The following is a 23,717-nucleotide window of genomic DNA, read 5'->3' as shown; positions in this document are numbered from 1 at the left end:
TGTTCGGTCGCGCGAACTACGACCTCCTCCGCGCCATGGCTCTGCACAACTGAGATCACCGAACGTGATCGCTCCCCATTGATCGCGCCAGAGCCGTTTTTCGTGATCGTCATTACCGCTACCGTGCGCTGGCCAACCCCGTCCTTCTTCGAGAACCTGCTGGAGGAGGCCGGCTCGATCCGCGAGGCAGGCGTCTTCACCGACACCGTCGCCGCGGACCGTCCGGCCCCGATGGTGGCCGTGGCCGACATCGCCTCGGCGGCGGCCGGGCTGCTCTTGGATCGTTCCTGGAGCGGCGTCGGCAGTGTCCCGGTGCTCGGGCCGCAGGATCTGTCGCCGAACGACCTGGCCCGGATCATGTCCGAGGAGCTGGGCCGGCCGGTCCGCTACCAGCGCCAGCCGCTGGACGAGATGCGGTCCACCATGCTCGGCTACGGCCTCAACGAGGCGTTCGTCGAGGCCATGGTCGACATGAAGCGCGCCAAGGACCAGGGCCTGGACTCGGGCGTCGCCCGCTCACCGCAGGCGGGCCCGGCCACCGGATTCGCGCAGTGGTGCGCGCAGACCCTCAAGCCCGCCGTCCTCGCGGCGGCCTGACACTGTCTCACCCGAGGCAGGAACGGACGGCCTTGGCCAGGTTCGACGCGCGGGGGTCGTCGGGCCGGAAGTTCCAGAGGTTCGTGACGTAGCCGAAGCCGACCTCGGCGTCGGGGTCGCCGAAGCCGATCGAGCCGCCGGACCCCGGGTGACCGAACGAGCCCGGTCCGACCATCGGCGCGATCGGGCAGGCTCGGCCGAACCCCAGGGACATGTAGAAGGAGCGGTCGGCCGGGATGTCCAGGCCCGGCGGCAGGCCGTACATGCGCGTCTTGTCGGTCTGGACGGCGGTCATCGTCTCGACCGTCGACGGGTTGAGCAGGCGTACACCGTCGACGTCGCTGACCGTGGCGGCGTACATCCGGGCCAGCGAGCTCGCGTCCGCGAGCATGTTCGCCGCCGGGAACTCGGACGCGCGCCAGGCACGCGTGTACATGTACTCCCCGGAGGTGTTGTCCAGCGCGCCGCCGAGCTCACCGGCGCGCATCTGGATCGAGCCCGGGGCCCACATGGACTCGACCCACGCGGCGACCGTCTCCGCGTCGAGCCCGGTGAAGGCGATCATCCCGGCGAGCAGCTCCTCCACGCTGAACGCGTCGGCGAAGTGGAGCCGGGACACGCGTCCCTCGTGCTCCTCGGGCATCCCGATCCAGGCGCTCAGCCCGAGCGGGGCGGCCACCTCCTCGGCGAAGAACGTGCCCAGCGACTTGCCGGAGATCCGGCGCACGACCTCACCGACGAGGAAGCCGTAGGTGACGGCGTGGTAGACGTGCTCGGTGCCCGGCTTCCACAGCGGCTTCTGCGCCTCCAGCGCGCGGATGACCGGATGCCACGCGCACGCCTCCTCGAACGTCAGCGGTCCGTCGACGAGCGGGAGACCGGCCTGGTGCGACAGCAGCCAGCGGACCTTGATCTCTTCCTTGCCGTTGGCGGCGAACTCCGGCCAGTACCGGGCGACCGGGGCGTCCAGGTCCAGCTCACCGCGCTGGGCCAGCATGTGGGCGCAGATCGCGGTGGCGCCCTTCGTCGTGGACGCGACCTGGACGATCGTGCTCTCACTCCACGGCAGGTTGGCCTCGCGGTCGGCGAGCCCGCCCCGCAGGTCGACGACGGGGCGGCCGCCCACGTAGACGCTGCAGGCCGCGCCGACCTCGCCGGGGTTCTCGAAGTTCGCCAGGAACGCGTCGGCGACCTTCCCCCAGCCTTCCTCCACATTCACGGAGAGGTTTCCGGGGCCTTGAGTGGTTGTCATTCGGATATCCCTTGTCTCGGCGTTGCTGTAGCGGGCGCGCCGAATCAAGCGTGCGTACGGCACGCCGACGAAGCCCGCGCATGAATACGGGGGAGGGCCGAGGCGGGGTGTTACTTCCCAGCCTTGCCGGATTCCCCGGTGATGGACTCCTGATAGACGTCCGCGTACGTGCGGGAGTCCTTGATCAGGTCGTCGCAGAAGGCGGCGACGTCATCGCCGATGAGCTCCAGGACTCCCCGGTCGGCGGCGACGCCCTCTTCGAAGAAGTCGACAATCCCGGAGAGCAGTGGCCCGTCGAGCAAATCGACCGGCCCGACCTTGAAGATGTACCGCTGAATCTCCTTGTAAACGATCTGATAATCCGGCGGGAGCGCCTTGACCCGCGCCACGTGCGCCCGCCACTGCTTCTTGCCTTCAATGATGTCTTGGATGCCCACGTCAGCCTCCTAGCCGGCCCAGTTTCCTTGCGACGTTCTTGTTCAACTGCTCGCGCCAGCGGTCGCGCTGACTCCGAGCCCCTTCTCCGCCGGCCAGCGCCGCGCAGAAGCCCTGGACGTCGTCACCCAGCACGTCCTGAATGCCCTGCCCATCGGCCGCCGTCTCTTCGAGCAGCCCCAGGGCGTTGTCGAGAATCGGCATCAGGTTCCGGCCGGTGAAGTCCCCGTAGCCGGAAAGATGACCCTTGATCTCTTCCCATGCCGCCCGATAGTCGGCCGGCAATGCCGCGGCCCGGACTTCGAAAGCCTTCCATTCCCTGGTGAGATCGCTGCCTGTCATGCTCTCCCAGAAGTTCATCTCCCGCCCTCCTTGAGCCTGTCGATCCGTGTTGTGATGTACTCCCATTTGGCCCAGAACGTTGCGAGTTCTTCGCGCCCGGCTTCGTTGAGCGAATAGAACTTGCGCGGCGGGCCCTGCCCTGACGGCCGTTTCGTCGCCTGCACGAGCCCGTTCTTTTCCAGCCGCAGCAGGATGGTGTAAACCGTGCCCTCGACGACGTCGGCGAAGCCGAGTTCGTTCAGCCGGCGCGTGATGGCGTACCCGTAGGTCTCCTCGCTGCCGATGATTTCGAGCACGCACCCTTCGAGCGTGCCCTTCAGCATCTCCGTCAGGTCGTCCATCGTGGGTCCTCTTCGCTCCTTTGGTACTTTGTACTACCGAGTACCACTACACAGTACCACAGAGTAGTGAGTGCGCGAGGACTAGGTGGATATCACCGACGCGAAGGCGCGCGGCGTCGTGGAAACGTCATCTCGTCGAGGCTCGCTCCGCTCGTGCACCGAGGAGAGGTACTTCTGTGAACACTCACGACAATGCCCATACGCCCGGCCCGTTGACCCGGCGGACGCTCCTGCGCTCAAGTGCCCTCGCCGCCGGCATCGCCTCGGTCGGAGCGCTCGCCCAGCCCGCGCTGGCGAGCACGCCCTCCGACGGGACCGACCTGGTGCTGCTCGGAACCGCGGCCGGTCCGACGCCGTCCAGCGGGCGCTTCGGCATCGCCAGCGCGCTCGTCGTCCGGGGCGACGTCTACATGGTCGACTGTGGCCGCGGGGCGGTGTCGCAGTACGTGCGCGCGGGCCTGGACCCGGCACGGCTCAAGGGCATCTTCGTCACCCACCTCCACGCCGACCACATCGCCGACTACTTCAACCTGGCGATGTACATGGCTCCCGCGATCATGTCCCAGACCGGCGCCATGCCGCGCATCGACGTCTACGGCCCGCCCAGCGCGGGCGCGCTGCCCGACGTCCCCGGCGCGAAATGGGTCGCCCCCCACCGCCCGACCCCCGGCCTCGCCGACCTGACCAGGCTCTCCAACGAGGCCTTCGCCTACTCCAGCAACACCTTCATCGCCGAGAAGATCGGATTCGACCCGGCCGCCGTCCTCCGGGTCAACGAGATCAAGGTGCCGGACGTGGGCGCGTCCCCGATCGGCGACACGGCGCCGGCCATGAAGCCCTTCCCCGTGATGAGCAACGACGACGTCAGGGTGACGGCCATCCTGGTCTCCCACGGCGTCGTCTTCCCCAGCCTGGCGTACAGGTTCGAGACCGAACACGGCAGCGTGGTCTTCTCGGGGGACACCACCCTGACGCCGAACATCCCCACCCTCGCCGACGGCGCGGACATCCTGGTCCACGAGGCCAACGATCCCCAGTGGTGGCACGACCACGGAGCTTCGGAGCACTTCGTGGAGCACATGCGCACGACACACACGGACGTCCTCGATCTGGGCACGGTGGCCCGGCAGTCGGGCGTCGACGCGCTTGTGCTCAGCCACATCGGAGATTTCCAGCCGCACGCGCAGTGGCAGCAGCGCGCCCGTGCCGGCGCGGGCAAAGCCGGATATCGCGGCAAGATGATCGTGGGCAAGGACCTCATGCGCCTGAACGTGCGCCGCTGAAAGCCGAGGTTTCGCCCTCCCGCGAAACCCTTACCGCTCGGCCCGCGGAACCCGATGAGATCCCCGCATGGACACGCTCCCCGCACAACTCGCCCGTACCAAGCGATTCACCTTCGGCACCCCACGCCACCTAACGGTCTGCCCCGACGGCCGCACCGTGTACTTCCTCCGGAGCAAGGCGGGCGACGATCCGCTCTCCTGCCTGTGGGCCCTCGACTGCGCGACCGGCGAGGAACGCCACCTGAACACCCCCGGCCAGGTAGTGGCCCCGCGCCCCGACCCGGCGGGCCGGCGGATCGCCTACGTCAGCCGGGGCGCACTGCGGGTCAACCACGACGGCGACGACCACGCGGTGGCCGAGCCGGACGGCGAGGAGATCACCTACGGCCTGCCCGAGTACGTGGCCGCGGAGGAGATGGGGCGCGACCGAGGCTACTGGTGGGCGCCGGACGGTCGCTCGCTGCTGGTCGCACGCGGCGACGCGTGGGTACGGCTCGTGCCCGGACTGCCCGCCCGCACCGCCGCGGGCGGCCTCGTGACCAGCGCCGACCTGGAGGACACCCGGCGGCTCCTGCTCGCCGGGCACCCGGTCACCCCGGCCGGCCTGCAACTGGAGGAGGTGGTCGCGATCGACGGTGAGACGATCCTGTTCACCGCCTCCGACGAGCCGTCGCAGGCCCACCTGTGGGCGTACCGGACGGACTCGGGGCTGCGGCGGCTGAGTGAGGAGCCCGGCGTGCACACCGGCACCTCTGCGGGATCCACCACGGTCGTCATCTCACGGACCCTGAGCCACCACGGCCCCAAGATCACGGCCCGGCCGAAGGGCGGACGGGCCGTGGAGATCGCCCTCGCCCAGCCAGCGCATGCCGGGCCGCTGCCGTCCAGCACCGCGGCCCACCCGCTCTGGCTCAGCCGTTCCGACCGGGCGGTGATGTCCGCCTCGACGATCCTGCGACGCCTCGGCCAGGTGGGCGACACCGTCTCCCGCCACACCCACGCCAGGAGGTCGGCGGCTCGTTCTCCCAGGTCGGTGCGGTTGAGCGGGGCCGGGAGGCGGCCGCCCAGCGACACCGTCAGGTCCGCGTGGATGATCTCGGCGGGCGTCTCGCCGGACATCCGGCGCTGGTAGGCGGGCAGGTGAGCGTCGAGCCAGGCGCGCTGCCCGCCACGGTGGTGTCGAGCACGCTGCGGGAGCCGCTCGACCGGCCGGACGCGACCGCCGCGAGCGGCGACGCGGCCGAGATCGTGGCCCGGCTCAAGGAGGAGTCCGCGGTGCCGTTGCGCTCGCACGGCCGTCCGCTGTCCTGACTCGGACATTGACCAGGTGTGGCTCACAGGATCGAATGCAAGAGGCTCCTCCCCCATTCGTCGCCGGCAGCCCGGCGATCCCGCGCTGCCGCCCAGTTCGAAGGAGCGCTCCCGTGAGACGCCGTGCCGCGTTAGCGATGGTCACGGGCACCGTCAGTGTGCTCGTGACCCTCTCGATCCCGCCCGCCTCCGCCGACCCACCGAAGTCGCCGGACCGCGTCGCCGCAGCCACCGACCACCTGGTCACCTCCAGGCCCGCGATGCTGCACAGCTCGCCCCAGGACGCCTACACCCGGCAGCGAGTGATCGCCGGTCAGGGCGGCCTGCGCTACACCCCCTACACCCGCACCTACGCGGGGCTGCCGGTCCACGGCGGTGACTTCGTCGTGGTGACCGACGCCGCCGGCGGCGTACTGAGCACATCGGTCTCTCAGGAGGCCGCCCTGGAGGTGAGCACCACCCCCAAGCTCAGCGCGGACGAGGCGGCCCGGCTGGCCAGGGCCGAACTGAGCGAGGTCGCGTCGGTCGCCGCGCCCAAGCTGAGCGTCATGGCCGAAGGCCGCGGCCGCCTGGTCTACGAGGTCGTGGTCACCGGCGCGGACCGGGGCAGGCCGAGCAGGCTTCACGTCTTCGTCGACGCCGGGACCGGGGCGATCGCGCAGAAGTCCGAGGAGGTCATGGCGGGGGTGGGCAACAGCTTCTACAACGGCAACCCCGTCACCTTCCCCACCCGCGTCTCCGGCGGCGTCTATTCGATGACCGACGTGATGCGTCCGGGCATCGCCTGTGGCGGGCAGAACGGCGCGCCGTACACCGGGGCCGACGACTCCTGGGGCAACGGCAGCGGGACCAACCTGGAGACCGCCTGCGTGGACACGATGTACGCGATCGACAGAGAGTGGGAGATGCTCGACGTCTGGCTGGACCGTGACGGCTTCGACGGCCTCGGGCGTGGTTTCCCCGCCCGCGTCGGCCTGAACGACGTCAACGCCTACTGGAACGGGATCAACGCCAGCTTCGGCCACACCACCGACAACCGCCGCCAGGCCACCTCGATGGACGTGGTGGCCCACGAGTACGGCCACGCCATCTTCGCCCACACCCCCGGCCAGGACTACGGCACCAACGAGAAGATGATCCTCAACGAGTCCTCCGGCGACATCTTCGGCGCGCTGACCGAGCACTACGCCAACCAGCCCGCCACCCTCGACCCGCCCGACTACATGGTCGGCGAGGAGGTCAACATCGCCGGCACCGGCCCGATCCGCTACATGTACCGGCCCTCCATCCTGAGCGGCCACCCGGACTGCTTCTCCAGCCAGGTGCCGCCCATGATGCCCCAGGTCGGAGCGGGCGTGCAGAACCACTGGTTCTACCTGCTTGCCGAGGGCAGCAACCCGGTCAACGGCCAGCCGCCCAGCCCGACCTGCGACAACTCCATCATCGCCGGGCTCGGCATCCGCAAGGCCGGCCAGATCTTCATGGGCACGCTGCTGCGCAAGACCCAGGTCTGGACGCACCAGCGGGCCCGCCGGGCCTCCCTGGAGGCGGCCGCCCAGCTGTTCCCCAACACCTGCGTGGAGTTGAAGACCGTGCGGGCCGCCTGGAACGCCGTCCGCGTCCCCGCCGTCGCCGGTGAGCCCCAGGGCTGCCCGAACTTCTTCGGCGTGACGCTCACCCCGGCCTCGGTGACCGTCCCGCCCGGCGGCCAGGTGAACGTCGCCGTCTCCACCGTCACCACCGTGCCCCCCGCGCAGGACATCAGCCTGTACGCCACCAACCTGCCCCCGGGCACGACAGCCGCCTTCACCCCGCAGGCCATCACCTCCGGCACCGGATCCACCCTGACCGTGACGGCCGGCGCCGGCACGGCACCGGGCACCTACTACGTCACGGTGCGCGCCAACGGCACCTCCACCGACCGCATCGCCGTCCTCACCCTGACCGTCACCGCGTGAGCGTCCGCGCAGGGTTCCGAGCCTGGAGCCCTGCGCCTCGGCGGCCGACGAGCACGGCGATGCCGTCCAGCACGCGCTCCAGCCCGAACTCGAAGAACGCGGTCAGGTCGAAGTCCTGGGGACTCACGTGCGCGGGCAGGGCGCCGGACGGCAGGCCCGCCTGGAAGACCGGCATGTGGGAGGCGAACCACTGGTCCGAGGTCAGGCCGGTGTGGCGTTCGGACTCCGCCTGCTGCTCCAGGTTGGTGGCCGTGCCCCGGACGTAGTTGGCCACCGTCCACCACGCCATCTGACCGGCCTCGGGGTCGAGCCCGAGTTCGCGCACGGCCTTCATCGCCCAGTCGGCGTAGCGGAACAAGTTCGGCAACGGCTGGGGATGGGTGAGCGAGACCAGCCGGGGCAGCCACGAATGGCGCAGGTAGAGGCGCCATTGGAGGCGGGCGGCGAGGTCCAGCCTGGCCCGCCAGCCCGCCGGTGGCGGGACGGGGAACTCCAGCTCGCCGAACGCGGCGTCGGTCATCAGCGCGGCCAGTTCCTCCTTGCCGCGCACGTGCCGGTACAGCGACATGGTGGGCAGGTCGAGGGCGGTGGCGACGCTGCGCATGGAGACCGCGTCGAAGCCCTGGGCGTCGGCTATGGCGATCGCCGCGCCGATCACACGTTCGCGGCCCGGCTTCGGGGGTGAGGGACCGGGCGGGGCGGGCCGGGCGTGGGCCTTCTCCGCCACCACGGTGCCGACGCGCGGGACGGTCACCACCACACCCTCCTGGCGCAGCGCGGTCAGCGCCTTGGCGGCGGTCGCGGTGGCCACGCCCCACTGTTCGGCGACCTGCCTGGTGGACGGGACGCGGTCGCCAGGACGCAGCTCGCCCTCGGCGACGCGCCGCGTGATGTCGGCCATGATCTGCCGGTACCGCTCCATTGTGCTAGTACACAGCACCGTGGGTCGGGGTGCCAAGTCTTCGAGGTCGCGGGCGGGTTTCCGCTCGTCCGCTGGCCTAGCACACCCCACTCAACCTGCTCTCCGCTGTTCGGTACGGCGTACGGTCATCCTCGTACACCGTACAAAGGAGTGAACATGAGCAACCGCTATCTCGAAGGCCCCTTCGCCCCGGTGAAGGAGGAGGTGACCGTGCACGACCTGCCGGTGACCGGCCGCATTCCCGCCGACCTGGACGGGCGCTACCTGCGGATGGGACCCAACCCGCTCGGCGTGGAGGACCCTTCCGCCCACTTCTGGGCCTTCGGCGCCGGGATGGTGCACGGGGTCAGGATCCGGGACGGCCGCGCCGAGTGGTACCGCAACCGCTGGGTCCGCTCGGCGGAGGTCGACGACGCGCTGCGGAAGCTGGAGCGGGGGGAGGATCCCGGGTTCGTCGTGCCCTCGCCCAACGTCCACGTGATCGGGCACGCCGGTCGCACGCTCGCCCTCATCGAGGGTGGCGGGCTCCCCCACGAACTGGGCGAGGACCTGGACACGATCGGGCCGTGCCCGCTGGGCGCCACCCCGGAGGGCTTCAGCGCCAACGCGCATTCCAAGGTGGACCCGCGCACCGGTGACCTGCACTCCGTGGCGTACCTGATGGGACAGCCGTTCGCGCAGCACATCACCACCGACCCGGCCGGAACGGTGACCCGCGCCACGAACATCCCCCTGCAGGGGACACGGACGCCGTTCCTGCACGACTTCGCCCTCTCGCAGAACTACGTCGTCGTCTTCGACATCCCGCTGGTCTTCACCATGGAGGCGATGTCCTTCCAGTGGGACCCGGCGTATCAGGCACGCGTGGGAGTCCTGCCCCGGGCGGGCGGCGAGGTCCGCTGGCTGCCGGTCGCCCCCTTCTACGTCAGCCACGTCCTCAACGCCCACGACGACGGCGCCACGATCACCGTCGATCTGATCCGGGCGGAGGGCCCGGCCGACGTCTTCGACCCGGGCGCGATCGAGCCGACGCTGGATCGCTGGACCATCGACCCCGTGCGCGGCACCGTCGATCAGCGGCGACTCGACGACCGGGCGCAGGACTTCCCTCGGGTGAACGACGCGTTCGCCACCCTGCCGCACCGCTTCGGCTACTCCGCGGTCAGTCCCGTGTACGGCACGCCGTTCATCACCGACGGCCCCCACCCCGACGAGTCGTTCACCAACGCGCTCGTCAAGCACGATCTGCGGCACGGCACGACCGAGGTTCACGGGTTCGCCCGCGACGCCGCGGTCGGGGAGGCGGCGTTCGCGGCCAACCCCTCCGGCGGCGGCGAGGACGACGGCTACCTGATGGCCTACGTCGCCGACCCCGACCGGGGCGCCTCCGACCTGGTGATCCTTTCCGCCCAGGACTTCACGGGACCGCCCGTGGCCCGCGTCCACCTGCCGGTCCGCGTCCCGCTCGGTTTCCACGGCAACTGGATCCCCGGCGCCTGACCAGCGGCGGATCAGGTGAGGGTGAGGGTCGTCAGTCCGGTCGTGCCCGTGAGGCCCGTGGTGAGGCACAGCAGGAGCTGCGTCTGCGGCAGCGTGATCGTCTGAACGACCGTGCGGCCCTGGAAGCGTCCCGCGGTGACGGTTCCGGTGATCGTGGTGATGACCTGGCCGAGTGCGGCGGTCGAGGAGCCGGAGCCGGTGAGCGTGCTGGAGTCCCCGGTGCTCCAGGTGACGACGCGCTCGGCCTGGAAGGGGTCGAGGAGGTTGTTGCATCCGGCGGCGATGGTGAACGTCTCCCCGTACGAGCCGCTCGTCACCTGGCCTTGGGTGTCGACGCACGAGGTGAACTGGCCGTTGGTGGTGATCGTGACGTTGCGCGGTGTGAGGATGACGCTGGGGCTGTAGGTGACGCTCTCGCTTCCCTGGCACTGGAGCAGCCCGACCGCGGCGTGGGCGGTTCCGGTCGTGAGCGCGCTCGCGGCGAGCATGACGGCGGCCACGGCGGCCATCCAGGCTCGGCTTCCGGTCATGGCGTTCTCCCTCGGGGGACGGTCGGGGGTGCTGTGCTGTCGCTGGAGCGTCTCTCGGGTGACCTTGGATCGCCACTGCCCTGCCGGCCACAGATCGTTTACCGGTGGCGGAAGGTGTATTCGAAGCGGTCGAAGTCGAGGGTCCAGGCGTACTGGGCGAGGAAGGCCTGCGAGAGCAGGCCGTCGATCCTGATGCCGCCGAAGCTGGACCAGGGCACGGTTCTCGCCGGGGCGATGGACAACGTGTGGCCGGGCTGTTCCAGGGGTCCCAGGCGCAGGGGCTGGGCGGCCCGCAGGTGGGTGCCGGTGAGGTCGGCGCGCGGGATGCCCCAGGAGCGGTACTGGGCTCTGGTGGCCAGGGTGGCCGCCTGCCGGAGTTCGCCGTCCTCGCCGGGAAGGAGTTGGACCAGGCCGGAGTCGACGAAGAAGGTGAGGTCGCGGCCTTCGCCGTAGCCGCCGGTGGCGAACATGTAGTGATCGGCCCACAGGTAGAAGGGGACGCGGACCCCCTGCGGCGGGCTCGCCGCGCCGCGCGGGGCCAGGAGCAGGTGGCCCGCTGGGGTGTCGATGGTGGGCAGGAAGCGCCTGAGCAGGCTGGTTCCCATGATCACGATGTCCTGCGGGCCGGTCAGCGTCGAGAGGATGTCCACGGGGACGTTCGTCAGCCTCGCGCCGCCGAGGTCCAGTTCGCGGGCGATGCCGGTGCGGGCCGGGGCGGAGGTGAGGCCCTGGTGGCGGCGGCCGTTCGGCACGGACTCGATGCCCATGCGGGTCGCCCGCTCGGCGCCCATCACCAGGAAGGTGCCGCCGGTGTCCAGGTGCAGCAGGCTCCGGTGGCCGTTCAGGTCGCCTTCGACGGCGGGCAGGTAGGGGGCCAGCGGGTGGTCGCGGAAGGGGAGCGTGACGAGCTCGGCGACCTCGATCGTCATCGGGTGCTCGCGTCGCAGGGCCAGGTCAGGAGGTACGCGGCGGCGTAAGTGCTCGCAGGCTCTGTCCACCTGGTCCAGGTGCAGCCAGGCGTGCGTCACCGGCTCGTCGAGGGCGCGGAGGCGGAGCGCGCCGGTTTCGTAGCGGGCCAGGCCCTGCTCGTACCGGCCGCGGACGAGGTCGGTCAGGACGAGCAGCCGCTCGTCTCCCTCCTCGGCCGCCAGGCGGGCGCACTCCTCGATCCTTCCCGCGCTCCAGGCGCGCCGTGCCGGACTGGGCGGTAACAGCCTCATGAGTACTCCGTTCCGGCCGGCCGGCCGAGGTCGAGGGCGGCGGCGAGGATGGCCAGGAGGGGGATGACCGCCCGGGGGACGACGGCGTAGGTGCCGCGCCCTTGCTGCCCGATCAGCCCGGCGTTCTGCAGTTCGCGCAGGTGGTGGTAGAGGTGGCCGCTGGAGGTCTCGCCGCCCAGCGCCTCCTGGAGCTCCGCCCGGCTCCTGGGCCCGCCGACGAGCGCCGCGAGCAGTGCCAGCCTGGGCGGGCTGCCCATCGACTCCAGGACCGGGGCGGCGGCCGCCCAGTCGGCGGCCATCAGGTCGGTGAGGTCGTGCTCGCCCGCCCACATGTATTCACCGCCGCCGAGGAACGCCGCTCCCGCGTAGGCCACCGCGCCCGCGCCTTCCTCGGCTCGTCCCTGGAGGTGGCGCAGCAGTTCCAGCGCCGACGTGGCCGTGATCGGTGGTCCGGGGGCCTGCCGCGCTTCCAGCCGCTCCACCCGCTGCTCCAGCGCCGCAAGACGGTCCTCCACTCGCATCTCCTCCAATTTCCGCTTTTCCGTAATTACGGAAGAGCGTACTCGGTCAGGTGCTCCGGTAGAACAGAGCGGAGCAGTTTTTGATGGGCACGACCGCCTCGGAGGGATCGCGATGAGCGAGAAGTATGTGTTGGATCTTCAAGAGGCTGACGAGACGAAGATCGCGGTCGTCGGAGGCAAGGCCGCGCACCTGGGCGGGCTGTCGCGGATCGAAGGCGTCCGCGTGCCCGCCGGGTTCGCCGTGACGACGGCGGCCTTCCGGCGGATCATGGCGGACACGCCGTCGATCGCCGAGCGGCTCGATCGGCTGTCACGGTTGAACCCCGATGACCGGGAGGCGATCCGCACGCTCAGCGCGGAGATCCGCCAGACGATCGAAGGCATGGCCGTCCCGGACGATCTGGCCGCGGCGATCACCGGCGCGCTCGCCCGGCTCGGCGAGCAGGCCGCCTGCGCCGTGCGATCCAGCGCGACGGCCGAGGACATGCCGACGGCGTCGTTCGCCGGCCAGCAGGACACGTACCTGAACGTCGTGGGGCAGGCGGCGATCCTCCGGCACGTCAGCATGTGCTGGGCGTCGCTGTTCACCGAGCGGGCCGTGATCTACCGCCTGCGCAACGGCATCGACCACCGGACGGTCCACATGGCCGTGGTCGTGCAGCGGATGGTCTTTTCCGACGCGTCCGGCATCCTGTTCACGGCCGACCCCGTCACGGGCAACCGGAAGGTCGCCACCGTGGACGCCGGCTTCGGCCTCGGCGAGGCCCTGGTCTCCGGCCTGGTGAACCCGGACGTCTTCAAGGTGCGCGATGGCGAGATCATCGCCAGGACGATCGCCGCCAAACAGCTCGCCCTCCACGCCCTGCCGTCCGGCGGCACGGAGGAAGTGGCGATCGACCCGCAGCGGCAGGAGCGGCCCGCGCTGACGGACGCGCAGGTGGTACGGCTCGTGCGCCTCGGGCGCCGGATCGAAGCGCACTTCGGCCGCCCGCAGGACATCGAATGGTGCCTGGCCGACGACGACTTCCAGATCGTGCAGAGCCGGCCGATCACCACGCTGTTCCCCATCCCCGCGGCCGACGACGACGAGAACCACGTCTACCTGTCCGTCGGCCATCAGCAGATGATGACCGACCCCATGAAGCCGCTGGGGCTCTCCATGTGGCAGCTGACGGCCCTGGCGCCGATGCTGGAGGCCGGAGGAAGGCTGTTCGTCGACTCCACCCGGCACATGAGGCGCCCCGGCTTCCTGGAGATGGTGGGCAGGTCCGATCCGCTGACCAGGGACGCGCTGGAGACCGTACTCGATCGCGACGACTTCGTCCCGGCGCTGCCCGACGCCGCGCCCGGCGGGCCGCCGGGAGGCGGCGCGCCCGCTCCGATCGCGACCGATCCGGCCATCGTCACCGAGCTGATCGAGCGCAGCGAGGCCGCCATCGACGCGCTGCGGCGCGACATCCGGACCAAGAGCGGACCGGAGCTGTTCGACTTCCTGCTGGAGGCGTTCCAGGAGCACAAACGAGCTCTCAGCGACCCCGCGAGCATGCAGGCGATCATGGCCGGGATGGACGCCACCTGGTGGCTCAACGACCAGCTCCAGGAATGGCTGGGCGAGAAGAACGCGGCCGACACCCTCACACTCTCGGCCCCCGGCAACATCACGTCGGAGATGGGACTGGCGCTGCTCGACGTCGCCGACGTGATCCGCGCGCATCCGGAGGTGGTGGCGTACCTGCAGGACGTCCGGGACGACGGCTTCCTGGACGAGCTGCCGAAGTTCGCGGGCGGGAGCGACGCGCGCGACGCCATCGAGGGCTACCTTCACCGGTACGGCATGCGCTGCGTCGGCGAGATCGACATCACCAGGCCGCGCTGGAGCGAAAGCCCCGCCACGCTCGTGCCCGCGATCCTCGACAACGTCAGGAACTTCGAGCCGGGCGCCGCCAAGCTGCGCTTCGAGCAGGGACGGCAGAAGGCGGAGAAGAAGGCGCAGGAGGTGCTCGAACGCCTGCGGGCCCTGCCGGACGGGGAACGGAAGGCCGACGAGACCAAGCGGATGATCGACCGGGTCCGGACCTTCATCGGCTACCGGGAGTACCCGAAGTACGGCATCGTCAGCCGCTATTTCATCTACAAGCAGGCGTTGCTGAAGGAGGCCGAGCGCCTCGGGCTCGCCGACATCTTCTATCTCACGTTCCAGGAGCTCCACGACGTCATACGCACGAACCGGGTGGATTCCGAGCTCATCCAGCAGCGCAAGGACGCCTTCCGCTCCTACCACGCGCTCACCCCGCCCCGGGTGCTCACCTCCGACGGCGAGTCCGTCACCGGGTCCTACCGTCGCGACGACGTGCCGGCCGGCGCTCTCATCGGCCTGCCGGTGTCCGCCGGGACCGTCGAAGGGCGCGCCCGCGTCATCCTGGACATGGCCCAGGCCGATCTCGAACCGGGCGACATCCTCGTCACGGCCCATACGGACCCGAGCTGGACACCCCTCTTCGTCGCCATCAGCGGCCTGGTGACGGAGGTCGGCGGCCTGATGACACACGGCGCGGTGATCGCACGGGAGTACGGCCTGCCGGCCGTCGTCAGCGTGGTGGACGCCACCCGGCTGATTGCGGATGGGCAGCGAATCCGCGTACACGGAAGCGACGGATACGTCGAGATCCTCCCTATGTAATTGGCGGATCCAGCTGAGCGGTCAGTCGCTCCAGGCCACTCTTGATGAGCTGCGCGTATCCGTCGTCGCCCAGGGCACCGATGGTGGCCTGGGCCCGCCGGAGGTGCTCACGGGCGTTTTCGAGATCGCCCAGCTTGCGATAACACTCGCTCAGGTTGAGGTGCAGTGACGGGTACAGGCCTGCCACCGGAAGCGCCACCCCCGCCCGCGCCACCCGCTCGTCGGTGAGCAGGCCGGCGGCGGCGAGCGCGCGCAGGTCCCACATCAGCTCCTGACGCACGTCGTCCTGCACGTCGGCCATCGCGTGGGCAAGGACGCAGATGTGCAGCGGGTCGCCCTGCTCACCGCCGATGTCATCCCAGACCTGCGCGAACAGGTCACGGGCCGCATCACGCTGACCTCGATGATGGTGCAGCTCCACCCCGTGGCCGATCCGGGTGACGATGGGGTCGGTGATCATCAGCCTCTCCCCTGCCTTCACCCACCACGCTAGCAATAGTTGATCCTGTATAGTTGGTATCGACTAAGGAGTTGAAGTGAAGCGACGAACGGTGGCGAACCCGCTCGGGCTGGCCGTGCTCGCGGGTCTCCTCGAGGAGCCGATGCACCCCTACGAGATGGCCCGGCGGTTCGTGGAGTACGGCAAGGAACGGGACTTCAAGTACACGCGCAGCTCCCTCTACATGGTGGTCGGCCAGCTGGAGAAGGCCGGGTTCATCGCGGAACAGGCGACGCTGCGCGACTCGGCACGCCCGGAGCGCACCGTCTACGCCATCACCCCGACCGGCCGCCTGGAGCTCTTCGACTGGATACGCGAACTGGTCGCCGAACCAGCCTCGGAGTACCCGCTGTTCGGCGTCGCGTTGTCGCTGTTCATGGTGCTGCCGCCCGAGGAGGCGGGTGACCTGCTCAGGCAACGGCTGGCGGCGCTCACCGCGGCGGCCGAGGAGATCACCGAAACCGTCCAGCGTGCCCGCGACCGGGACCTGGCCTGGTGGTTCCTGATCGAGGAGGACTACCGGCTGACGAAGGTCGAGGCCGAACGGGCCTTTGTCGAACGGCTCGCCGCGTCCGTCGCCGGCGACGACTACCGCCAGGCGTGGAACCACCAGTTCAGGGGGAAGACATGACCGTCGAACACGCATTGATCATCGGTGGCGGGATCGCCGGCACCGCCACCGCGATGGCGCTCCAGCGCGGTGGCGTCGCGGCCACCGTGTACGAGGCCTACCGCACCACGGCGGACGGCGTCGGCGGCGCGCTGACGCTGGCCCCCAACGGACGCAACGCCTTAAGGCAGATCGACGCCGACGACGCGGTGGCCGCCGTGGGCATCGAGGTGCCGGGCATGGTGATGCAGAACCACACAGGACGGCCCGTCGGCCGCTTCGACGGGCTGCCCGGACTGCCCTCCAGCCTGTTGCTGCGCCGGGATCGCCTCTACCGCGCCCTGATGGACGAGGCCATCGGCAGAGGGATCAGGGTCGAGTTCGGCAAGCGCCTCACCGCGGTCGAGGACGAGGGCGACAAGGTCACCGCGCACTTCGCGGACGGGTCGTCGGCCATCGGCGAGGTCCTGGTCGGCGCGGACGGCATCCGGTCCGCCGTCCGGTCCACCCTGGACTCCGCCGCGCCCGCGCCCCGGTTCACCGGGCTGCTCGGGTTCGGCGGCTGGATCCCCAACCCCGGCCTGCCCACCACCGGCGCGTACCAGCACTTCGCCTTCGGCAAGCGGGCGTTCTTCGGCTACTTCATCGACGAGCGGGAGATCCTCTGGTTCAGCAACGTCCCCGCCGCCGATCCGGCCGAGGCGAAGACCGCCTCACCGCAGCACTGGCTCGCCGCCCTGCGTGAACGGCACGCCGACGACATCCCCGCGCGGGACATCGTCGCGCTGCTGACACCCGAGGACGTCGCCCAGCCGGGCCCGCTGGAGGACATCCCGACCGTGCGGACGTGGCATCGCGGCCGGGTCGTCCTGGTCGGCGACGCGGCCCATCCGACCTCACCCAGCTCGGGGCAGGGCGCGTCGCAGGCGATCGAGAGCTCGCTCGAACTGGCCCGCGCGTTGCGCGACGTCCCGACCGTGGCGGGCGCGTTCGCCGCCTATGAGTCGGTACGCCGCGACCGCGTCGAGCGGATCATCGCCCGCGCCGCCAAGATCAACAACGACAAGGCGGCGGGTCCGCTCGCCCGGATCGTCCGCGACCTGCTCATGCCCGTGATGATGAAGACCGTGATGACGCCGGAGAAGATGTTCGGCGACCTGCACCACCACCGCATCGACTTCGCCGCCCGCCGCTGACCATCACCGGCCCGCCATGCGGGACGTCGTGGCCGCCACCCCCTCGAAGGGGCGCGCCCGCAGCAGGGCCGAGCCGGATCTGCCCGGTTCGCCGAAGACAGCGGCCTCACCTGGTCTCTGGTCAGCAGCCGCGGTCCCACGGATGACATGCCTTGCCCCGCTGGAATCTCAGCGGGGCGATTGTTCGCCGTTGATTGATTGGGGCCGTTGCTCTGAATCCAATCAACCGCCGCGTGCTAGACAGTTTTCCGCCGACGTTCAATCGCGTGTACCCGTGGCACGACACCCCAGGAAGGTCAATGCGTATCAGGCGCTACACCTTGTCCGTGGAAGACCTGGCCAAGACCCGGCTGATCGGGACGCTGGGACCGCTCGCCGAGACGGCGTTCGCCCTTCAGACTCTGCAGCACACCGCGAGTCCCGCGCTGTTCGAGGCGTGGCGCAGAACCGCGAGGCGACGTATCCCGCCGCAGGCCGCGGCCATCACGCGATTCATCGCCCCGGCCAACAGCGTCATTCTGGACGTGCCCTCACTCGTGGGCGTACACGCGGAAATGGACGACGCGCTCGACCGGCTGCGCGGCGTGCCTCAGTGGATGCTTTATGCGGAGGTCGACTACGTGGTGGGCTCCCGTCGGGTGCCCGATCCCGTCGGTCAGCTCGCCTTCGGCGACGGGCCCGCGCGTACGGCGCTGGCGCGGACGCTCAAGATGGGATTCTCCGCCACGGTCGAGCCTTATTGGGACCGGGTCAAAGGGCACCTCGAGGCGCGGACTCTGGTCGCCTCACGGGTTCTCGCCGCCCGTGGTATCGCCGGGTTGCTGAGTTCACATCCGTCCCTGACGTGGAATCCGCCTGTCCTGGAGCTTCGCAGAAGAACCATCTCCCATGACCCCTGGAACGCGACGTTGACCGACTTCCATTTGGAGGGACGCGGACTCGACATCGCTCTGTCGCTGTTTTCTACCTGGCCCAGCATGCTCCACCCCGAGGACACGCAGCGGCCTTTCATTCTCGTTCTGCCCGCCCGGCCTACTTTGCAGGCGGGCGCCGACATCTGGTCCAAGGGTGAGCATGCGGATCATCGGCGGCTGGCCTCTTTGCTGGGCCGTACGCGGGCCGCGGTTCTGGAGTCCATCGCCGAAGGGCGCACGACCGGTGAGATCGCCCGCCACCTGAACATCTCCTCCGCGGGCGCCAGCCAGCACGCGACCGTACTGCGTGAGGCCGGGCTGATCACCACACAGAGGCACCGCAACACCGTGATCCACACCCTGACCACGCTGGGAGCCATGCTCCTCAACGGCGGGTGAAGAGGACCAATCGACCCCTTGAGCTGGGGCTGACCTGCAGGTCTTGAGGTCGCCTGCTGGGTGCGTGAAGGCGGCGTCAGCAGGACTGCTGGCGATCTTGGCGGGTCTCGGGACCGTGAAGGCGTAGGCGACCGGGTTCGGTCGGTGCGGTTGCATGGTTGTGAGTTGTGGTGACAGATTTTGAAATCTGTCAGTCCATATGCCATAGTGAGGTCATGCGAACTCTGGGAAACAACGGTCCGTCGGTGTCGGCGCTCGGTCTTGGGTGCATGGGCATGTCGGATCTGTATGGGCCGGCCGACGAGGCTGAGTCCGTCGCCACGATCCGGGCGGCGCTGGATGCCGGTGTCACCCTTCTCGACACCGGCGACTTCTACGGGATGGGGCACAACGAGCTGCTCATCCAGGACGCGCTCCGGGGAAGGGACCGCGATGCCGTACAGATCAGTGTGAAGTTCGGCGCGCAGCGCGACTTCGACGGGAACTGGCTCGGGTACGACGGGCGGCCGGCGGCGGTGAAGACGTCGCTGGCGTACACGTTGCGGCGGTTGCGCACCGATCATGTGGATGTGTACCGGCTCTCGCGGGTGGATCCGGCGGTGCCCATCGAGGAGACCATCGGGGCCATCGCGGACGAGGTCACCAAGGGGCATGTACGGCATGTCGGGCTGTCCGAGGCCGGAGTCGAGACGATCCGGCGGGCGCACGCGGTGCATCCGATCGCGGATCTGCAGATCGAGTACTCGCTGCTTTCGCGTGGGATCGAGAAGGAGATCCTGCCGGTTTGCCGGGAGTTGGGGATCGGGGTGACCGCTTACGGGGTGCTGTCGCGCGGGCTGCTCAGCGGTCACTGGGGCAAGGACCGTCAGCTGGCGGCGGGCGACTTCCGCTCCGTGAGCCCACGATTCTCCGGCGAGAACCTTGCCCACAACCTCGCGCTGGTCGACGCTCTCCGGAAACTCGCCGTCACCAAGGGGGCCACGGTGGCTCAGCTGGCGATCGCCTGGGTGCTGGCGCAAGGCGAGGACATCGTCCCGCTCGTCGGGGCCCGGCGCAGGGACCGCCTGTCCGAGGCCCTGGGCGCGCTGGACCTCGACCTCAAGCCCGCCGACCTGGCAGCCGTCGAGTCCGCCATCCCGCACGGCTCGGCCGCCGGCGCACGCTATGCCGAACAGCAGATGGCCCACCTCGACAGCGAGACCACCACCTCCTGAACCCCACCACCCCACACCGGCCACCCGCCGGCACGTCACGCCTGGGCCACACAGCCGCTTCGTCCTGGTGGCCCACGGAAACTCGGCCCTGGTGCAGCACCACCGGAACGATCACTGCGAGTGAAAGCTAGCGACCGTCGCGCCACACACCATGACGCGATGAACCCAGGTGCGAGTGGTCGTAGTGGGTGGAAGTGTGCTTCGCGTGGATGTACGCGCATGGTTGGGCTGACAGAATTGGTCATATGACAGACGGTGTGTTGACTCCGGAGCAGATTCTTGGCGCGGCTGAGGATGTGCTTCGGAGGTATGGGCCCGCGAAGGCCACCGTGGTGGACGTCGCGCGGGCTCTGGGGGTGAGCCATGGGAGTGTTTATCGGCATTTTCCCAGTAAGGCGGCCCTCCGGGAGGCGGTGACTGAGCGCTGGTTGGATCAGGCGCATGCTTCGCTCGTCGCGGCCGTTGAGGCGGAGGGGCCGGCGGTTCCTCGGCTGGGGACCTGGTTCGCTGTGTTGTTCGCGGCGAAGCGGGCCAAGGCGTTGAAGGATCCTGAGCTGTTCGCGACGTACATGGTGCTGGTCCATGAGTCCAGTGGGGTCATTGAACGGCACATTCAGGGGCTGGTGGGGCAGATTGAGCGGATCTTGCGTGATGGGATCGCGCGAGGAGAGGTCTCCGTGGAGGATCCGCCGGTTACCGCACGGGCCGTTTTCGATGCCATGAACCGCTTTCACGATCCCGCCTATGCCGGTGAGTGGGCACGGCCGGGGATCGAGGAGGCTTTCGATGCGGTGTGGGCGCTGATCGAGCGGGGGATCACTCGCCGTCGCCGGTGACACCAACCCCGCCCCACCCAGTCACCGCCCATGACCCAACTGCCCTCCGGACCGCACCCACGCCAGCTGACCGCCGATCCCCGCCCATGCCTAACCATCCGCCGGTCGCCGCCCATGCCTCGCCACCCGCCGGACGGCACCCACGCCCAGCCAACCGCCTGGTTGCCGCTTGTGCCCGGCCACCCGGATGCCGCCCCTGCCCAACTGTCGGGCGGCATGCGGGCTGCGTGGCGTCAGGGCTTGGGTGAAGCATCAGGCGAGGGCCGAGGGCGTGTCGCGTCGGAGGCTTTACCTCGAATTCGGGCGGCGTGGCGTCAGGGGGTTGGGTTGGAGCCACGGGCGACGGGACGGGGCGGAGGCTGATGGGGCATCCGCCCCACGACCTGGGTGTGGTCAGGAGCCGTTCAGCAGGCCCCACTGCTCGGTGTTGTAGGTGGGAAACGACAGGCTGTTGTCGCGGATGTTGCCGAGCTTCGCGTCGTACGCGAGGAATGATCGGTTCTGGTAGAGCGGCAAGATCGAGTAGTCCGATGAGACGATCTTGTCCGCCTCCTGCAGCTTCTTCGTCGCCTCCTCCGCGCTGGTCGCCGAGAGGGCGTCGTCGAGGAGCTTGTCGACCTTCAGGTTGCGGTAGTTGCCCAGGTTGAAGCGGCAGAAGTTCACCCCTTCCTCACAGCTCAGGAAGTAGGGGATGTTGCTGGTCGCGGTGAACGGCGACTGTGACACGGTGCCGACCGTCATCGCCCAGTTCCCCTCCTGTACGGCATCGACGGTGTTGGACACCGTGGCCACCTGCACCTCGATCCCCAGCGGCGCCACAGCCGCCTTGACCAGCTGGGCTTCAGAGGCGCGCAGCTGGTCTCCGGCCTGGACGGCGAAGCGGAGCGCCGGTACGGGCTTGCCGTCCGGCGCCACCAGCTTGGAACCCACCCCGGTATACCCGGCGTCGCCCAGCGTCTTCTTGGCCTTCGCGGGGTCGCCGATGCCGTACTCGAACTCGCTCACCACGTCGGCGTAACCGGGCGCGCCGCTCAGGAACATCTGGCTCAGCCGGGGCTCGGCCGTACTGTCGAACTGGCCGATCGTCTTGGCGATCAGGTCCTTGACGCTCACCGCCTGGAAGATCGCCTTGCGCAGGGCGACGTCTTTGAGGGCCGGGGCGTTGTGGTTCAGCCAGATCTGGTGCACGGACGCGCTCGGCGACACCTGGTAGCGCACCGCGGGCAGGTCGTCGACCTGCTGGACGATGTCGACCTGCGGGTTCGGGTAGATCACGTCGACCTCCTCGTTGGCGAGCGAGGTCGGTTGCTGGGAGACGTCCGTGATGAGGCGGAAGATGAGCTTGTCCAGGTTCGGCGGCTTGCCGTACCACTTCTCGTTGCGGACCATCACCACCGAGCCGTCCGCCGTGAACTCCTCGATCCTGAACGGCCCCGCCGAGAACTTCGGCACCGACTTGGCGAGGCCCTCGTTGAAGCTCTTCTCCAGGCCGGCGGGGGTGTCGGTCGGGCCGTAGGTCTTCGCGACGTGGGCGGGCAGGATAGGCGAGAACAGCGCCTTCCAGTCCACATACGGCCGATCGAACACGACCGTGACGGTACGCCCCTGTTCGGAGCCCTTGACGGACTTGATCCGGTCGTACCCGGCGTTGTTCGCCGCCTGACATTTCGGGCAGGTGCGGGGGTCGAGCGCCCGCCAGGTGTAGGCGAAGTCGTCGGCCGAAATCGGGGTGCCGTCGGACCAGACGGCCTTCGGGTCGATCGTGTACGTGATCGTCTGCGGTGAGTCGCCGGTCTTCTCCGCACTGGTCACGACTGCCGCGTTCTGGGTGACCGAGCCGTCGGGCTGGATGGAGAAGGCCCCCGGCAGCAGCACGCTGGAGATGTCGATCACGGAGTACGTGGCGCCGCCGGCGTTGAGCACGTTCCAGTTCGAGATCGGATACGTGATCGTGTAGGTCACGGTGCCGCCGGTGCCGACGGTCGCGGTGTTCACCGTGTTCACCTCGCCGGTGACGCGGCCGTCGCCGGACGTCGCGGTCTTCGCGCCGCCTCCGCCTCCGCCCGCGCAGGCGGTGAGCAGTAGCGCCAGGGCGCCGGCCAGGAAGGCCTTCGGATATGTGCGGCGCAAAGCCATGTTCGGCTCCAAAGGGGGTGAGTTGGATCAGTGGCGCTCGCCGCGCAACTGGGCGACGGCCTCGGCGGCCGCCCAGCCGATCAGCGCGTCGAGGTGCGGGGCGTTGGGGGTGGGGTCGGCGGCGCGGGTGAAGACGCCGACGGCGTACCTGCCGCCGTCACGGAACTCGAGCACGCCGGCTTCGTTGCGGATCAGCGGCAGCGTGCCGGTCTTGCCGCTGATCACGACGTCGTCCCCCGGAAACCCGCTGCTCAGCCGGTGCGGCCAGACCTGCGCGCCCATCCAGCCGCGTACCAGCGCACACGCCTGCGGCGCCGCCGCCTCATCGCGCCAGATGCCGGCCAGCAGGCGGGTGATCTCCTCGGGCGTCGTGCGGCAGGTCCGCGCCGGGTCCAGCGCGCGCAACGACCGCAGCCGCTCCAGCGGCACCTCGGTCAGCTGGCGTTCGTCGTCGCTGTAGGCGGTGCCGAGGTCCTGCGCCACACTGGCCAGAATCTCCGCGCAGTTCTCCGGTACGGCGGTGCCCCCGAGACCCAGCTCGGCCAGAAGAGCGGCCACCCGGTCCTTGCCCACCCGATCGAGGACCAGGTCGGTGGCGACGTTGTCGCTGATCACCATCATCAGCTGGGCCAGGTCGCGGTAGGAGACGACGACGTGGTCACGGTGCATGGCCAGCCCGTACGGCGACGGCACGTTGCCCTCGTCCGGGACGGTGACCCGCTGGGCGAGGTCGATCTCGCCGGCCGCCGACTGACGGGCCAGTTCGAGGGCCACCGGCACCTTGAAGACCGAGGCGGTGACCACCGGGGTGTTCTCGCCGATGCCCACCTCCTTCCCGGTGTCCAGGTCACGCGCGTGCAGCCAGATCTCGGCGCCGAGCCCGCTCGCGTGCTCCCGGATCGCCTCAGGCGTGGCCGCACCCGGCCTCCGCCCACCACTCCCCCGCGATCGCAGACGATCAGCCGACGATCGCCCAGGAGCGTCAACCGACCAGACCAACGTGTCCGATCGCTGAGGGGTG

Annotated in this window: 23 protein-coding genes; 12 read left to right on the top strand and 11 right to left on the bottom strand. The window is 69.5% G+C overall.

The window, feature by feature from the left end; translation table 11 throughout:
- Nucleotides 1-123 precede the first annotated feature (123 nt).
- Complete coding sequence (locus HNR40_RS50605) at nucleotides 124-597, top strand: NmrA family NAD(P)-binding protein (RefSeq protein WP_221341824.1); 474 nt, start codon at nucleotides 124-126, stop codon at nucleotides 595-597.
- A gap of 7 nt (nucleotides 598-604) precedes the next feature.
- On the opposite strand, the gene HNR40_RS50600 is transcribed toward HNR40_RS50605, so the two are convergent.
- The 4 genes from HNR40_RS50600 to HNR40_RS50585 form a co-directional block, all read right to left on the bottom strand.
- The gene (locus tag HNR40_RS50600) at nucleotides 605-1,849 is read right to left on the bottom strand and encodes a serine hydrolase domain-containing protein (protein ID WP_184975233.1); all 1,245 of its coding nucleotides are present in this window, start codon (nucleotides 1,847-1,849) and stop codon (nucleotides 605-607) included.
- Between the two features lie 110 nt (nucleotides 1,850-1,959).
- The gene (locus tag HNR40_RS50595; RefSeq protein WP_184975231.1) at nucleotides 1,960-2,286 is read right to left on the bottom strand and encodes a DUF1048 domain-containing protein; all 327 of its coding nucleotides are present in this window, start codon (nucleotides 2,284-2,286) and stop codon (nucleotides 1,960-1,962) included.
- A gap of 1 nt (nucleotide 2,287) precedes the next feature.
- Nucleotides 2,288-2,644 (bottom strand): DUF1048 domain-containing protein, encoded by a 357-nt coding sequence (locus HNR40_RS50590; RefSeq protein ID WP_184975228.1) that lies wholly within the window; start codon nucleotides 2,642-2,644, stop codon nucleotides 2,288-2,290.
- Nucleotides 2,641-2,967, bottom strand: coding sequence for a PadR family transcriptional regulator (locus HNR40_RS50585; RefSeq protein ID WP_184975225.1), 327 nt, complete (start codon nucleotides 2,965-2,967; stop codon nucleotides 2,641-2,643). The genes HNR40_RS50590 and HNR40_RS50585 overlap by 4 nt, the downstream gene beginning before the upstream one ends.
- Nucleotides 2,968-3,143: 176 nt before the next feature.
- Here HNR40_RS50585 and HNR40_RS50580 point away from each other — a divergent pair, with 176 nt between their 5' ends.
- From HNR40_RS50580 to HNR40_RS50565, 4 genes are all read left to right on the top strand, one after another.
- Nucleotides 3,144-4,250, top strand: coding sequence for an MBL fold metallo-hydrolase (locus tag HNR40_RS50580; protein WP_184975222.1), 1,107 nt, complete (start codon nucleotides 3,144-3,146; stop codon nucleotides 4,248-4,250).
- Between the two features lie 67 nt (nucleotides 4,251-4,317).
- Nucleotides 4,318-5,382, top strand: a complete 1,065-nt coding sequence (locus HNR40_RS50575; RefSeq protein WP_184975219.1) for a DPP IV N-terminal domain-containing protein — start codon at nucleotides 4,318-4,320, stop codon at nucleotides 5,380-5,382.
- Between the two features lie 8 nt (nucleotides 5,383-5,390).
- The gene (locus HNR40_RS50570) at nucleotides 5,391-5,561 is read left to right on the top strand and encodes a hypothetical protein (RefSeq protein ID WP_246510815.1); all 171 of its coding nucleotides are present in this window, start codon (nucleotides 5,391-5,393) and stop codon (nucleotides 5,559-5,561) included.
- Nucleotides 5,562-5,674: 113 nt separating this feature from the next.
- Nucleotides 5,675-7,519, top strand: coding sequence for a M4 family metallopeptidase (locus HNR40_RS50565; RefSeq protein WP_184975216.1), 1,845 nt, complete (start codon nucleotides 5,675-5,677; stop codon nucleotides 7,517-7,519).
- Here HNR40_RS50565 and HNR40_RS50560 read toward each other — a convergent pair.
- Nucleotides 7,509-8,441: a TetR/AcrR family transcriptional regulator gene (locus HNR40_RS50560; protein ID WP_184975213.1), complete on the bottom strand. Its 933-nt coding sequence runs from the start codon at nucleotides 8,439-8,441 to the stop codon at nucleotides 7,509-7,511. The two genes, HNR40_RS50565 and HNR40_RS50560, sit on opposite strands and share 11 nt — an antisense overlap.
- A gap of 156 nt (nucleotides 8,442-8,597) precedes the next feature.
- Between HNR40_RS50560 and HNR40_RS50555 the strand changes: the two genes are divergently transcribed.
- Nucleotides 8,598-9,941, top strand: a complete 1,344-nt coding sequence (locus HNR40_RS50555; RefSeq protein WP_184975210.1) for a carotenoid oxygenase family protein — start codon at nucleotides 8,598-8,600, stop codon at nucleotides 9,939-9,941.
- An 11-nt stretch (nucleotides 9,942-9,952) separates the two neighbouring features.
- Here the strand turns inward: HNR40_RS50555 and HNR40_RS50550 are convergent, their stop codons facing one another.
- The 3 genes from HNR40_RS50550 to HNR40_RS57730 form a co-directional block, all read right to left on the bottom strand.
- Nucleotides 9,953-10,471 carry a hypothetical protein gene (locus HNR40_RS50550; RefSeq protein ID WP_184975207.1) on the bottom strand — a complete coding sequence of 173 codons (519 nt, stop codon included), beginning with the start codon at nucleotides 10,469-10,471 and terminating at the stop codon, nucleotides 9,953-9,955.
- A 98-nt stretch (nucleotides 10,472-10,569) separates the two neighbouring features.
- Nucleotides 10,570-11,691 carry a retropepsin-like aspartic protease gene (locus HNR40_RS50545; protein WP_184975204.1) on the bottom strand — a complete coding sequence of 374 codons (1,122 nt, stop codon included), beginning with the start codon at nucleotides 11,689-11,691 and terminating at the stop codon, nucleotides 10,570-10,572.
- Entirely contained in the window at nucleotides 11,688-12,206 is a 519-nt protein-coding gene (locus tag HNR40_RS57730; protein WP_184975201.1) for a helix-turn-helix domain-containing protein, read from the bottom strand. The genes HNR40_RS50545 and HNR40_RS57730 overlap by 4 nt, the downstream gene beginning before the upstream one ends.
- A gap of 118 nt (nucleotides 12,207-12,324) precedes the next feature.
- On the opposite strand from HNR40_RS57730, the gene rph reads away from it, so the two are divergent.
- Nucleotides 12,325-14,892: a rifamycin-inactivating phosphotransferase gene (gene rph, locus HNR40_RS50535; RefSeq protein ID WP_184975198.1), complete on the top strand. Its 2,568-nt coding sequence runs from the start codon at nucleotides 12,325-12,327 to the stop codon at nucleotides 14,890-14,892.
- Here rph and HNR40_RS50530 read toward each other — a convergent pair.
- Complete coding sequence (locus HNR40_RS50530; RefSeq protein WP_184975195.1) at nucleotides 14,885-15,352, bottom strand: tetratricopeptide repeat protein; 468 nt, start codon at nucleotides 15,350-15,352, stop codon at nucleotides 14,885-14,887. The two genes, rph and HNR40_RS50530, sit on opposite strands and share 8 nt — an antisense overlap.
- Nucleotides 15,353-15,428: 76 nt before the next feature.
- Here HNR40_RS50530 and HNR40_RS50525 point away from each other — a divergent pair, with 76 nt between their 5' ends.
- The 5 genes from HNR40_RS50525 to HNR40_RS50505 all read left to right on the top strand — a co-directional run bounded on the left by HNR40_RS50525 (nucleotide 15,429) and on the right by HNR40_RS50505 (nucleotide 20,560).
- Nucleotides 15,429-16,022, top strand: coding sequence for a PadR family transcriptional regulator (locus tag HNR40_RS50525; RefSeq protein WP_184975192.1), 594 nt, complete (start codon nucleotides 15,429-15,431; stop codon nucleotides 16,020-16,022).
- Nucleotides 16,019-17,197 (top strand): FAD-dependent oxidoreductase, encoded by a 1,179-nt coding sequence (locus HNR40_RS50520; protein ID WP_184975189.1) that lies wholly within the window; start codon nucleotides 16,019-16,021, stop codon nucleotides 17,195-17,197. The genes HNR40_RS50525 and HNR40_RS50520 overlap by 4 nt, the downstream gene beginning before the upstream one ends.
- Nucleotides 17,198-17,496: 299 nt before the next feature.
- The gene (locus tag HNR40_RS50515; RefSeq protein ID WP_184975186.1) at nucleotides 17,497-18,510 is read left to right on the top strand and encodes an ArsR/SmtB family transcription factor; all 1,014 of its coding nucleotides are present in this window, start codon (nucleotides 17,497-17,499) and stop codon (nucleotides 18,508-18,510) included.
- Between the two features lie 215 nt (nucleotides 18,511-18,725).
- Complete coding sequence (locus tag HNR40_RS50510) at nucleotides 18,726-19,724, top strand: aldo/keto reductase (RefSeq protein WP_184975183.1); 999 nt, start codon at nucleotides 18,726-18,728, stop codon at nucleotides 19,722-19,724.
- Nucleotides 19,725-19,969: 245 nt separating this feature from the next.
- Entirely contained in the window at nucleotides 19,970-20,560 is a 591-nt protein-coding gene (locus HNR40_RS50505; protein ID WP_184975180.1) for a TetR/AcrR family transcriptional regulator, read from the top strand.
- Between the two features lie 393 nt (nucleotides 20,561-20,953).
- Here HNR40_RS50505 and HNR40_RS50500 read toward each other — a convergent pair whose 3' ends face one another.
- Both HNR40_RS50500 and HNR40_RS50495 read right to left on the bottom strand, forming a co-directional pair.
- Entirely contained in the window at nucleotides 20,954-22,696 is a 1,743-nt protein-coding gene (locus tag HNR40_RS50500; protein ID WP_184975177.1) for an ABC transporter family substrate-binding protein, read from the bottom strand.
- Between the two features lie 27 nt (nucleotides 22,697-22,723).
- Nucleotides 22,724-23,717 (bottom strand): serine hydrolase (locus HNR40_RS50495; protein WP_312896850.1); only part of this gene is annotated, 994 nt, incomplete at its 5' end.

Origin of the sequence: Nonomuraea endophytica (assembly GCF_014203235.1) — a bacterium.
In the GTDB taxonomy this organism is placed as follows: Bacteria; Actinomycetota; Actinomycetes; order Streptosporangiales; family Streptosporangiaceae; genus Nonomuraea; species Nonomuraea endophytica.
Note: the sequence above shows the minus strand (reverse complement) of the source record. Positions and strands in the feature narration are given on the sequence as shown.